The organism is Dyella subtropica, assembly GCF_026283965.1.
Taxonomy (GTDB): Bacteria; Pseudomonadota; Gammaproteobacteria; order Xanthomonadales; family Rhodanobacteraceae; genus Dyella_D; species Dyella_D subtropica.
Genome location: NZ_JAPDPD010000027.1, coordinates 1 through 12,396, shown reverse-complemented (window position 1 = coordinate 12,396; position 12,396 = coordinate 1). Strand labels below are relative to the sequence as shown.

12 protein-coding genes are annotated in these 12,396 nt (G+C 63.6%); 4 read left to right on the top strand and 8 right to left on the bottom strand.

Going from position 1 to position 12,396, the window contains the following annotated elements:
• Positions 1 to 18: 18 nt before the first annotated feature.
• Positions 19 to 228 (bottom strand): zinc-finger domain-containing protein, encoded by a 210-nt coding sequence (locus OUZ45_RS18965; protein WP_266171887.1) that lies wholly within the window; start codon positions 226 to 228, stop codon positions 19 to 21.
• A gap of 192 nt (positions 229 to 420) precedes the next feature.
• On the opposite strand from OUZ45_RS18965, the gene OUZ45_RS18960 reads away from it, so the two are divergent.
• Positions 421 to 1,692, top strand: coding sequence for a Yip1 family protein (locus OUZ45_RS18960; RefSeq protein ID WP_266171886.1), 1,272 nt, complete (start codon positions 421 to 423; stop codon positions 1,690 to 1,692).
• 101 nt (positions 1,693 to 1,793) lie between these two features.
• Here OUZ45_RS18960 and OUZ45_RS18955 read toward each other — a convergent pair whose 3' ends face one another.
• Positions 1,794 to 2,387 (bottom strand): YceI family protein, encoded by a 594-nt coding sequence (locus tag OUZ45_RS18955; RefSeq protein WP_266171885.1) that lies wholly within the window; start codon positions 2,385 to 2,387, stop codon positions 1,794 to 1,796.
• 62 nt (positions 2,388 to 2,449) lie between these two features.
• A complete protein-coding gene (locus OUZ45_RS18950; protein WP_266171884.1) occupies positions 2,450 to 3,043 on the bottom strand; it encodes a malonic semialdehyde reductase in 594 nt (197 codons plus the stop codon).
• A gap of 147 nt (positions 3,044 to 3,190) precedes the next feature.
• Between OUZ45_RS18950 and OUZ45_RS18945 the strand changes: the two genes are divergently transcribed.
• Entirely contained in the window at positions 3,191 to 4,186 is a 996-nt protein-coding gene (locus tag OUZ45_RS18945) for a mitochondrial fission ELM1 family protein (RefSeq protein WP_266171883.1), read from the top strand.
• A 182-nt stretch (positions 4,187 to 4,368) separates the two neighbouring features.
• On the opposite strand, the gene glnE is transcribed toward OUZ45_RS18945, so the two are convergent.
• Positions 4,369 to 7,227, bottom strand: a complete 2,859-nt coding sequence (glnE, locus tag OUZ45_RS18940) for a bifunctional [glutamate--ammonia ligase]-adenylyl-L-tyrosine phosphorylase/[glutamate--ammonia-ligase] adenylyltransferase (RefSeq protein WP_266171882.1) — start codon at positions 7,225 to 7,227, stop codon at positions 4,369 to 4,371.
• A 285-nt stretch (positions 7,228 to 7,512) separates the two neighbouring features.
• Between glnE and OUZ45_RS18935 the strand changes: the two genes are divergently transcribed.
• Complete coding sequence (locus tag OUZ45_RS18935; protein WP_266171881.1) at positions 7,513 to 7,857, top strand: hypothetical protein; 345 nt, start codon at positions 7,513 to 7,515, stop codon at positions 7,855 to 7,857.
• Between the two features lie 165 nt (positions 7,858 to 8,022).
• On the opposite strand, the gene groL is transcribed toward OUZ45_RS18935, so the two are convergent.
• Complete coding sequence (groL, locus tag OUZ45_RS18930; protein ID WP_266171880.1) at positions 8,023 to 9,669, bottom strand: chaperonin GroEL; 1,647 nt, start codon at positions 9,667 to 9,669, stop codon at positions 8,023 to 8,025.
• Positions 9,670 to 9,798: 129 nt separating this feature from the next.
• Complete coding sequence (gene groES, locus OUZ45_RS18925) at positions 9,799 to 10,092, bottom strand: co-chaperone GroES (protein ID WP_266171879.1); 294 nt, start codon at positions 10,090 to 10,092, stop codon at positions 9,799 to 9,801.
• 339 nt (positions 10,093 to 10,431) lie between these two features.
• Between groES and cutA the strand changes: the two genes are divergently transcribed.
• Positions 10,432 to 10,755, top strand: coding sequence for a divalent-cation tolerance protein CutA (gene cutA, locus OUZ45_RS18920; RefSeq protein ID WP_266171878.1), 324 nt, complete (start codon positions 10,432 to 10,434; stop codon positions 10,753 to 10,755).
• On the opposite strand, the gene OUZ45_RS18915 is transcribed toward cutA, so the two are convergent.
• Together OUZ45_RS18915 and OUZ45_RS18910 are read right to left on the bottom strand one after the other, a co-directional pair.
• The gene (locus OUZ45_RS18915; protein WP_266171877.1) at positions 10,719 to 11,153 is read right to left on the bottom strand and encodes a cupin domain-containing protein; all 435 of its coding nucleotides are present in this window, start codon (positions 11,151 to 11,153) and stop codon (positions 10,719 to 10,721) included. The two genes, cutA and OUZ45_RS18915, sit on opposite strands and share 37 nt — an antisense overlap.
• A gap of 58 nt (positions 11,154 to 11,211) precedes the next feature.
• Positions 11,212 to 12,228 carry a TlpA family protein disulfide reductase gene (locus OUZ45_RS18910; RefSeq protein ID WP_266171876.1) on the bottom strand — a complete coding sequence of 339 codons (1,017 nt, stop codon included), beginning with the start codon at positions 12,226 to 12,228 and terminating at the stop codon, positions 11,212 to 11,214.
• Positions 12,229 to 12,396: the final 168 nt, after the last annotated feature.

Here is a 12,396-nt window from a genome sequence, read left to right as displayed (position 1 = left end):
CGTCAGGCCCGGGAACCATCAATCGCGCAGCACGTAATGCGCACCGCAATAGGGACAGGTGGACTCCCCGCCATCGTCGACGATAGGCAGGTAGACCTTGGGGTGGGAGTTCCACAGCGCCATGCCGGGCATCGGACAGGACAGCGGCAGGTCCTTGCGCGTCACTTCGTAACGATTTTCGGCATTGGCCAGAATCGGCTGTGCGGCCTCGGCTGGGGAGCGCGACATGAGGGGAGAACTCCAGACTAGACATCGGGTCGCCAATGGTAGCAGGCTGCACCGCCCCGGCCGCGGCCGGACTGAGGAAGAGGGCTGATCGAAGGATGCAAATCCTGCGGTCAATTCAGATTGTCACGGGACGGCTTGAAAATCCGTCTGACGGCGCCCGGCGCCAGACCACATTGCTTGAAGGGGAAAACCATGGATTTCGGAAAGATCATTGCGCGGGTCAAGGCCATCCTGACCACGCCTCAAACGGAGTGGCCCGTGATCGCGGCCGAGCCCGCCACGGCCCAAAGCCTGTATATCAACTACATCCTCGTCCTCGCCGCGCTGCCGGCGATCGCCCAATTCATTAAGGGCAGCCTGATGGGCTCGGGTGCGTTTGGCGTGGTCGTGCGCACTCCGTTCGGCGCGGGGCTTGGCATGATGGTGGCGAGCTATCTGCTCAGCCTGGTCATGCTGTACCTGCTGGCCCTGATCGTCAGCGCCTTGGCCCCCAGCTTTGGCGGACAGAAGGACCCCGTACAGGCGCTCAAGGCGATCGCCTATTCATGGACGGCCTCCTGGGTCGCCGGAATCGCCGTGATCCTGCCCTGGCTGGGTTGGCTGATCTCGATCGCCGGCCTGGTCTACGCCATCTACCTGCTCTATCTCGGCCTGCCGCACACCATGAAGTGCCCGCCGGAGAAATCAGCCGGCTACACCGCGGTGAGCGTGGTCATCGGCGTGGTGCTTACCCTGATCGTCGGCTGGATCGTCGGACTGATGTTCCTAAGCAGCGTGATGCTGGGCGGCGGCTCCTCGCTGCATAGCGCGACCATCACCAGCAGCGACGGCAGCACCGTCACCGTCGACAAGGACAGCGCCCTGGGCAAACTCGCTGCGATGGGCGAGCGCGCCGAAAAGGCCAACAAGGAACTGGAAGCGGCGCAGAAGTCCGGCGACACCGCCGCACAACAGGCCGCCATGGGTAAGGTGATGGGCGCAGCCATGGGCAACGACGGCTCCGTGCAGTCGCTGTCCGCCGATCAGGTCAAAGCGTTCCTGCCCGACACTCTCGCCGGCCTCAAGCGCGAAAGCCTCTCGGCCGAGCGCAGCAACGCCGTCGGCATGCAGATCACCGAGGCACGCGCCCAGTACGGCGATGGCAACGGCCACAGCATCGAGCTGGAAGTCTCCGACACCGGCAGCATGAAAGGCATGATGGCCATGGCCAGCGCGCTGGCACCGGAATCGGAACAGCAGACCGATCACGGCTACGAGAAGACCTATACCGACAACGGCCGCCTCGTCCACGAAGCCTGGGACAAGACCAGCAAGAACGGCGAATACAGCGTTGTCGTCGCGCAGCGCTTCTCGGTAAAGGCCACCGGCCAGGTCGACAGCATCGATCCGTTGAAGCAGGCGGTGACCAGCGTGGATCTGAGCAAGCTGGAATCGCTGAAGAACGAAGGCGTCACCAAGAACTGAGAGAACGGAGAACAAAAGCGGTGGTGATCGCTACGCTCTCTCCGCTCCCAAGAAAAAGCCCGCGCCGTTTCCGGCGCGGGCTTTTTGCTGCGCGATAAAACTTACTGCGCGCCGTCGGCCTTCGGCACCGAGGCTTCCGTGGTGATGCGGATCTTGATCTCATCGCTGACGTTCGGCACGTAGGCGCCCATGCCGAAATCCGAGCGCTTGACCGTGGTGGAGGCATCGAAGCCCACGGTCTGCACCTTCATCATCGGGTGCACGCCGCTCTTGTTGAGCTTGGCATCCAGCACCACCGGCTTGGTCACGCCGTGCACGGTCAGGTCACCCGTGACCTTGAACTTGCCGCCGCCCAGGGCCTGCACCTTGGTGCTCTTGAAGGTCGCGGCGGGGAATTTCTCGGCGTCGAAGAAATCCGGCTTCTTCAGGTGCTCGTCGAGCTTGGACATGTGGGTGTCCAAGTCGGCCAGTGGAAGGGTCACTTCCACCGAAGACTGCGCCGGGTTCTTTTCGTCGAACACCAAGGTGCCCTCGCCCAGGCCAAAGTTGGCGGTGGGGTTGGAGAACCCGAAGTGGCTCCAGCTAAACAGCACGTTGGTGTGGCCGGGGTCCAGCTTGTAGGTGACCGGCTCGGCCTGGGCGGTAACAGCGGCGCCGATCAGGCCGGCGAGAACGAGGTAACGAAATGCACGCATGGTTAAGTCTCCGTGGAGAAGTGGGGTGCGAAACGGGCAAGAGATAACGTTATGCCGCTCTCTCAGGCGATCTCGCAGGCCTCGTCGAACGACAGACGCGGGCTGCGCGGGAACAGGTCGCGGCTGGCATCGCCGTAACCGATATTGATCAGAAAGTTGGACTTGACCGGCGTACCGGCGAAGAACGCCGCATCCACACCGGCGTTGTCGAAGCCCGACATCGGGCCGCAATCCAGGCCCAGCGAGCGCGCCGCCATGATCACGTAGGCACCCTGCAAAGTTGCATTGCGGAACGCCGTGGTGTCGATCAGCGGCTGATTGCCGGCAAACCAGCTGCGCGCATCAGCGTGCGGGAACAGCTGCGGCAGCTTTTCGTAGAACTCGTGGTCGGTTGCGATAATCGCGGTGACCGGGGCGATCATGGTCTTGGCGCGATTGCCTTCGGAAAGGAACGGCGACAACTTCTCCTTCGCCTCCTTCGACTTCACAAACACGACGCGCATCGGCAAGCAATTGGCGCTGGTCGGACCGAACTTGGCCAATGCGTAGAGCTGATGCAGCTGCTCGTCACTCACCGGCTTCGGCAGCCACGCGTTGAACGTACGGGCCTGACGGAACAGTTGGTCGAGGGCGGTCTCGGAAAGCATCTCGCTCATGGGTATCCTTGAGGAACGCGCCACGGGTGGCGCCACAGCTTGCAAGTGTAAGCGCCCACGCAAGCGAACAGGACCCCGCTGAATGAAACGTACTGTGGCGATAATCGAAACAATCGCGGGCCACACAGAGATAGTGAACGGATTCTTATGCTAAAGCTGCATGGCGACTGCTGGGTCATCACCGATGGCCGTGCCGGCAACGATCGCCAGGCGCTGGCCCTCGCCGAACAGCTGGGCCTGCCCTTCCGCCATCTCGTACTGGGCGCCAGGGCTCCTTGGTCGTGGTTCACACCCCGCCTCATGCTCGGCGGGCGGCTTGCCCTCCCCATCGAACAGCGACGCGACACCCTCATCCCACCCTGGCCCAGCGTGGTCATCGGCTGCGGCCGTACCGCAGCGCTCTACACGCGTCTGTTGCGCCGACTTTCCGAGGGTTACAGCTACACCGTGCAGATCCTCGACCCGCGCATGGCCCCGTCGCATTGGGACGCGGTGATCGCGCCAAAACATGATCTGCTGAGTGGCCCCAACGTGCTGCATACCTTGGGATCGCTCAACCTGGTCGACGACACCTGGCTGGCCGACGGCCGCGACATCTGCCCCACCTTCGACGAACTGCCACAGCCACGCGTTGGCGTGCTGCTCGGCGGCCCACGCAAAGGCATGCCCTTGGACCCGGCCTACGCGGAACAACTCGCCGACCGCCTGATCACCCAACACCGCCACGACGGCGGCAGCCTGCTGGTGCTCGCCTCACGACGCACCCCAGACGCAGTGATGGCCGTGATGCGCCGACGACTCCACAACATCCCCGGCCTGATCTGGAGCAGCCACGAAGACGGCACCAACCCCTACCCCGGCGTACTCGGCTGGGCCGACCGGCTCATCGTCACACCCGACTCCGTGAACATGCTGTCCGAAGCCTGCGCCGTCGGCTGCCCTGTACAAACCTTCATCGCCACACCCCTGCCAGCAAAGATCGCGCGCTTCCATCGCGCATTGCGCGACGCCAGCCTGCTGCATGACATCGATGAAACACTTCCCATGCAGCGCCAGCTACCGCTACGCGAAACCATGGCACTGACGAGCACCTTGCGACTACAGATCGCTGAGCACCAGGCACAATCACACCGAACCGCTTGAAGAGCGAGCAACGCCTGCCGCAGGCGAGCCAGGACACGCAGTCGCGACGACCGAGCAACAACGCCACTGGGCCCCGGCCTACGCCGGGGTGACGAAGTAGAAGCGGTATCGCGAGCACCACCCCTCACCCCAACCCTCTCCCCGGCGGGGAGAGGGAGCAGAGGCATACTCATGCACGCGTTTCAAACCTCTTTAGCCTTCGCCCGAAAATCAAAACCAAGCGCCCGCGTCACCTCACCCACCTCAGCACACAACCCCTCCAACGCCTCATCCCTGGGCGCAATCCGCGACCGCAAATCCAGGGTGCAAGCCAGCGCACGACGCAGCAACTCCCCATGCGCCCGCGCCAACACCTCCGCCTGCGCGACATGGAGCAACCCAGCGTCCCGGCATGCCTCAATCAAGGCCGCATTGGCCGTTGCCGCGAGCAAGGCAGGGCATTCGACCGCATGCGCCAATACCAATCCTTGCAGCGCGAACTCGATATCCAGCAATCCACCATGGCCCTGCTTCAGATCGAACTGCAGCTCGTCGGAGCGATCGCGTTCGGCGCGCCAGCGCTGACGCATATTGCCGACCTCTTGCAACACACTGGCTCGGTCGCGCGGCGCAGCGAGGATGCCGCGGCGGACTTCCGCCAGCTCGGCATTGAGCGCCGTATCGCCAGCCACTGGCCTGGCGCGCAGGAGTGCTTGATGTTCCCAAGTCCACGCGCGGCTCTTTTGGTACTCGGTGAAAGCATGCAGGCTGCTCACCAACAAGCCCTTGGAGCCGTCCGGGCGCAGGCGCGTGTCCACTTCGTACAACCGACCCGCACGCGTAAGCACGGTGAGCCAATTCATCACGCGCTGCACAAGGCGCTGGTACCAGCGTGAACCTTCGATGGGGCGCGCGCCGTCGCTCATGAGATGGGCGCGCTCGGTGTCATAGACGAAAACGAGATCGAGATCGGAAGCGAAACCCAGCTCCTCTCCGCCCAGGCTGCCGTAGCCGAGCACGGCAAAGCCCGAACCCTCGCCTGGCAGGCGGCCATGCTGCGCCACCAACTCGCGTTCGGCCATCGCCGTCACGGCCAGTACAACGGACTCCGCCAGCACGGCAAGGCGGCGTGCCGTGGCTACCGCGTCGGCACGTCCATCATTGAAGGCGAGGCCGAGGCGGAAGGCGGTACTCGCCTTGAATTCGTTGATGCGCTCCAATTCCGCTTCGGCTTCGCGCTCGTCGAGCGTAGTGAGGACGCGGGCGATTTCCGCACTGATGTCGGCGCGTTTCAACGGCAGTTGATCGATGCGCGGATCGAGTACGTCGTCCAGCAACAATGGCTGGGCAATCACACGCTCGGCCAGGAACGCGCTGCCCGCAAACAGGCTGGCGAGGCGCTTGCGTGCGGCCGGCTGCTCTTCGAGCAAGGCGAGATAAGACGAACGCCGCGCTACCGTCTGTACTAGCCGACACAGGCGCAGCAGACACTGCACCGGCGCCGCGCTCGCGCGCGCCAGCATCAGCAACTGCGGCATCAGGCGATCGAGCTGTTCGCGCGAGCGCGCGGGCATGGCCCGCACGGCGGCGGCCTGGGGCAGCTTCAGCAACGCCTCCGCAGCTTCCGCACCTGGCACGAAGCCGGAGGCTTCCATGGCGCCAGGGTCCAGCGATTCAGCGCAGACACGCTGCCATAGCGCTACGTCTTCCACGGGTGCGCTGGCGGCGCGACCGCCTTGCGGCATCAACACAGCCGCGAATTCCTCGCTGACGATGGCGCGGTGATGCGCCAGCTCTTCCTCCAGCGCTTCCCACGAAGCCTTGCCCAATCCCAGCGCGATGCGTTCGCGGCTGAGTGCATCCTCGGGGATGTCATGCGTCTGTGCGTCGCGCAGCATCTGCACGCGGTTCTCCACGCGGCGCAGGAGTACATAGGCCTCGCGCAGCGCGCGGGCGCGCGCCGCACTGATATGACCACGCGCCTCGCACGCGGTCAGCGCCGGCAACAGGCCACGCACACGCATGCTGGGTTCGCGTCCGCCGCGAATCAACTGGGTCAGCTGCACCACGAACTCGATTTCGCGGATGCCGCCAGGACCAAGCTTAAGGTTGTCGGCCAGATCCTTGCGCACCACTTCCGCGTCGATCAGCGACTTCATCTCACGCAGGCCGGCGAAAGCGGTGTAGTCGAGATATTTGCGATAGACGAACGGGCGCAACAGTTCTTGCAGCTGCTTACCCGCGTTGCGGTCGCCCGCCACCGGTCTCGCCTTGATCCACGCATAGCGCTCCCAGTCGCGGCCCTCGCTCTGGTAGTACTGCTCCATCGCACTGAAGGGCAGTGCGAGACGCCCCGCATTGCCGAACGGCCGCAAACGCAGATCGACGCGCGCGCAGATGCCGTCCACCGTCGGCTCGTTGAGCAGACGCACCAGCTGCCGTCCCATGCGCACGAAGTATTCGCTGTTATCGAGCGATCGGGCGCCATCGCTTTGGCCACCGCTGGGATACGCCAGCACCAGGTCGATGTCGGAGGAGAAGTTCAGCTCGCTGCCGCCGAGCTTGCCGAAGCCGACCACCACCATGCGCTGCAACGCGCCATCGTGGCCGCGGCTATGGCCGTAACGCGCTGCGAGTGCGCGCTCGGACCAAGCCAAAGTCACCCCCAGCAACACTTCATAAAGCACACTGGTCGCAGATAGCGTCTCGGGAAGTTCATCCAGCCCGTTCACATCGCGAAACACCAGCCGTAGCGCCTCCGCGTGCCGGAAGCGGCGCAGCGTCGTCATGCATACCGCTTCGTCGTGGTCCAGCTTCAGCGCTTCGATACGCGCGCTAGCATCGCTGCCGGCGCGCAAACGTTCCAGCCCTTGCGGCGCCAACAGCTGCGGTTGGCGAAACCAGGTGTCGAAAGCGAAATCGCTGGCCAGCAAGGTGCGCCGGATGCGTTCGGCAACGCCAGCGTCATCGTGCAACGGCACGCCAGCGGCACGGCAGCGGGCAGCCAGTTCGGCATAGCGATCGTCGATCAGGGCGCGTAGCGCCGGGGATTCTTTAGACATTGGTCCATTGTGCCTCGCCAAGAGCCTGTCCACGATCTCCGCATGGCCTGCGCCGAGCATGAGGAAGGAGTTGCAGAGCGAATCCATAAGCGAGGCGCGCCATGCACTTGGCGAATAGCAAGTACAACTGACGCACATTTCAGCCACTCAAATGCCCGCGATTCAGCGACATGTCCGCCGGCTTAAGCGCACTTTGGAAATTCAGGAAACAGCAGGTAAAGAACCTCTAGCGTGATCTCCGCCGCGACACGTTGCGTCGCGTCATCCCCCATCGGAGGTTTACCCATGCGTAAGACCCTGCTTGCTGCTCTCATCGTTTCGGCCAGCGTGCTGACCGTTCCCGCCTTCGCCCAGGTCGCCGCTGGCGCCACCACCAAGGCGGACGCCAGCGTGAATGCCGGCGCCGTAGTGCAGGACGCAACCAAGACCGTCGACCAGACCACCACCAAGACGAGCGACGTCGTGCAGAAGGTCGGTCACAAGGCCAAGCACGCCGGTCACAAGGCGATGGAGAAAACCGAAGCGGCCGCGAGCGATGCGGCCGGCAACGCCGACGTGGGCGCTGGTGCCGCTGGCGCCAAGGTCGATGCGAAGGCCGACGCCAAGCTGGATGCCACCAAAGGCCACTAAGCCCTCGCTTCAGGCAACCGACCAAGCCCCGGGAGGGAACTTCCGGGGCTTTTTGCTGTGTGGGCGTGGCAGGCCATGGACGTAGCACCGACCAAAAAGAATGCCCCGCACAAGGCGGGGCATTCTTTGATACAGCTTGCTTCGATACAGCGTGGAAGCGTGGACTTAGAAGTCCATGCCGCCCATACCGCCCATGCCACCGCCCGGCGCGCCGTGCGAATGACCTTCGTCCTTCTTCGGCACTTCGGTCACGGCCGCTTCGGTCGTGATGATCGAACCGGCCACCGATGCCGCGAACTGCAGCGCAGAGCGGGTGACCTTGGTCGGGTCCAGGATGCCGAAGGCGATCATGTCGCCGAACTCGCCCGTGGCAGCGTTGTAACCGAAGTTACCGTCGCCTTCCTTCACCTTGTTGAGGATGACGGACGGCTCTTCGCCGGCATTGGCGACGATGGCGCGCAGCGGGGCTTCCAGAGCGCGACGGGTGATGGCGATGCCCAGGTCCTGATCCGCGTTGTGACCCTTCAGGCCTTCGAGAGCCTTCAGCGAACGGATCAGCGCCACACCACCGCCCGGCACCACGCCTTCTTCCACCGCAGCGCGGGTCGCGTGCAGGGCGTCTTCGACGCGGGCCTTCTTTTCCTTCATCTCGACTTCGGTAGCGGCACCGACCTTGATGACAGCAACGCCGCCGGCCAGCTTGGCCACACGCTCCTGCAGCTTCTCGCGGTCGTAGTCCGAAGAGGTCTCTTCGATCTGCGCCTTGATCTGGCCGATGCGCGACTGGATGCGCTCGGCTTCGCCAGCGCCGTCGATGATGGTGGTGTTTTCCTTGGTGATGACAACGCGCTTGGCGCGGCCGAGATCGGTGATCGTGGCCTTCTCCAGCTGCAGACCCACTTCCTCGGAGATCACCTGGCCGTTGGTCAGGATGGCGATGTCTTCCAGGATGGCCTTGCGGCGGTCACCGAAGCCCGGCGCCTTGACGGCGGCGACCTTCACGATGCCGCGGATGGTGTTGACGACGAGGGTCGCCAGGGCTTCGCCCTCGACTTCCTCGGCGACGATCAGCAGCGGCTTGCCGGCCTTGGCGACGGCTTCGAGCACCGGCAGCAGTTCGCGAACGTTCGACACCTTCTTGTCGTGGATCAGGATGAAGGGGTCGTCCAGCTCGACCTGCTGGCTCTGCTGGTTGTTGATGAAGTACGGCGACAGGTAGCCGCGATCGAACTGCATGCCTTCGACCACGTCCAGCTCGTTATCGAGAGCCGTGCCTTCCTCGACGGTAATCACACCTTCCTTGCCGACCTTCTTCATCGCGGTGGCGATGATGTCGCCGATGTTGGCATCGGAGTTGGCCGAGATGGTGCCGACCTGGGCAATGGCCTTGTCGTCAGCGGTCGGGTTGGAGAACTTCTTCAGCTCGCTCACGGCGGTGGACACCGCCTGGTCGATGCCGCGCTTCAGATCCATCGGGTTCATGCCGGCGGCCACGGCCTTGAGGCCTTCCTGGATGAACGCCTGCGCCAGCACCGTCGCGGTGGTGGTGCCGTCACCAGCCACGTCGGAGGTCTTGGAAGCGGCTTCCTTGACGATCTGCGCGCCGATGTTCTCGTACTTGTCGGCCAGTTCGATTTCCTTGGCGACGGAGACGCCGTCCTTGGTCACGGTCGGGGCACCGAAGCTCTTCTCGATCACCACGTTGCGGCCCTTCGGACCCAGGGTGACCTTCACTGCGTTGGCCAGGGTGTTCACACCCTTGAGCATGCGTGCGCGCACATCTTCGCCGAAGCGGACTTCTTTAGCTGCCATAATTTTTTTGCCTCAAAAAAATTGAATAGGAATGGTTCTGTCGTTCTGAAAGCGGTACAAGAAGGAGCCAACGGCGACTGGCGTGCGCGCTCTTAATTCGCGCTCAACGCGCCGCGGCCCCTTGAGGGCTTAACCCTCGATCACCGCCACAACGTCTTCTTCCTTCAAGAAGACCAGCTCTTCGCCGTCGATCTTGATTTCCTGGCCGGCGTACTTGCCGAACAACACCACGTCGCCTTCCTTCAGCGACATCGGGCGAACGGTGCCGTTCTCCAGGATGCGGCCGGTGCCGGCAGCGATGACCTTGCCGCGAGTCGGCTTTTCGGTGGCGCTGTCAGGAATGACGATGCCGCCAGCGGAGACGCGCTCTTCTTCGAGACGCTTGACGATGACGCGATCGTGCAGCGGACGCAGTTTGCTCATGGATGGACTCCAGCGTTGGATTGAGTGGTTGAACAAAAAAAGTGACCCGGAGCGGCGCGCGTGTTGGCGCTTTGCTAGCACTCCCTTCGGGTGAGTGCCAATTCTAGCGACGCAACTGTCCCCTGCAAGAGGGCCGATCCGTTGGCTGAAGTAGCTAGTGGGGGAGCGGCAGGGGCCTTTCAAGGGCTTGGGCCCTTTGTAGGAGCCCACCCTGTGGGCGAAAGCCCTGCGAAGCAGGGCCGATCTTGCGTAGAGCGCGGCCCTCGCGGGCCGTTTCGCCCACAGAGTGGGCTCCTACATAGCGTTTCGCCGGGCTCGGAGCCGCGCTAGGCTGTCCGCATGCCCGAATCCGTTCTGCTCTGCTACTGCACCTGCCCCGATGCCGCCAGCGCTCAGAGGCTGGCCGAAACCCTTGTGAATGAAGCGCTTGCCGCTTGCATCAATCGCCTGCCCGGCGTGATCTCAACCTACCGCTGGCAGGGAGAGGTCACTACCGACAGCGAGGAGCTGCTGCTGATCAAGACCACCGCCGGGCGCTTCGAGGCGCTGAAGGCCCGGCTGCTGGAACTGCATCCGTACGAACTGCCGGAACTGATCGCCGTACCGGTTGAGCGCGGCCACACCGCCTACTTGGACTGGGTACGGGCCGGCACGGGCGCCTGAGCCGGCGAGTCCATGGCCGTCAGCTCTGCTGCCGGCTTGGCGACAAATACCACCAGCATGGTTGCCGGCTGCTCCGCGCTGGCATTGCCGCTGACCACATGGTGCGCGCCAGCCGGCTCGAACCAACTTTCGCCGGGGCTGTAAACCCGCTCGGGGCCACCTTCCAACTGACTGCGGATACGGCCAGAGAGGACGTAGACGAATGCATCGGCGCCGTGGTGATGCGGACGCGTGGACTGCCCGGGCCCGTAGGTGACAGTGAGCGCGGTGAGCTCACGACCCGGAGCCTGGGTCAGCGGCGCCGCAAGCAGGTCGTGCTCCTCAGCAGCTAGGGCCGATGTGGACACACCTAATGCAGCGAGCAGCGCGATCGACGTGAAGCGTGTGAAACGACTCATGGCCTTTCTCCGTCAGACGATCAGTCCCGGCTTGAGCCGGGATGATGATCAGAGGCACTCAACGCGCCGACAAGGTTTTCAAGGTGGCGCCAAGCTGCTTATCCGCATCCTCGATGCGACGGACAATGCGTCCCTGGGCATCGATGAGCAGCAGCGTCGGCACATGGGTGACGCGGAAGCGACGGAACAGCGCGCCGGATTCGTCGAGCGTGAGCGGAATACCAATATGTTTCTCGTCGCGATATTTGGTCAACTCATCACGACTGGCCCATAGACCCGAGGCCACCCCCAGCCAGCGCACGTGAGGGTCGCCCGACAAGGCCGCCACCTGCTCGCGAACCGCACGGCAACTCTGCGCCAGACCCGGCCGGCTGGTGGCGAGATACGACTCACACCAGGGAGAAAGGAACGCCAGCACCGTCGGACGCTTCGCATCCAACAGCTGGAACGACCCGCCACCGAGCGTGGACGCGGTGAAGTCCGGCACGCGATCGCCCACGTCGTAATGAGGTTCGTCCTTCGGCGCCACCGCGCCCGCCACCGCTGTTGGCGATGCGGTAGTACGCGCGGCCAACAGCGCGGCATCGAGCTTCGCGTTCGCTTCGTGTCCGATGTACAGAATGCGCCCGTCGCGTCCGATCACCACGTGCTGCGGCGTCACTCGCAGGTGGAACGCTTCCCCCAGCGAGCCGTCTTCGTCGAACACGATGGGCATGGTCAAGCCCATCTGCCGCTGATACTTGCGCACCTCTTCCACACTGTCATTGAAGCCGACATCGATGGCGATCACCGCCAACTCCGGGCCCGCCTCCTCGTAGGTGTGCTTCAAATGCGGCATCTGCTCGCGACAGGGCACACACCAGGTGGCCCAGAACTTCAGGTAGATGGCCTTCTTGCCATACAGGCTGGTCAGATCGATGGTCTGCCCATCAATAGTCTTGAGCACCAATCGCGGTGCCGGCGAGCCGATCAGGCTATGACCTGCCGCTTCAGCACGCTGCTGGCCGTCCTGGGCCCATAGCGATGTGGCGACAAGCATGAAAAGTAGGAAGCAAATCGGGATGAAGCGACGCATGACGACCTCGATGGAATGGGGGGCAAGCGCATCCTCCTGATTTCGCACCGGCGTCATAAGTGCCACTTCAGGGCAAAGTCATAGAGCCACTGCTCCCAGATTCTTTGTAGGAGCGCACCCTGTGCGCGACAAACCGGCAATCCTGCCGGTTTGTCGCGCACAGGGTGC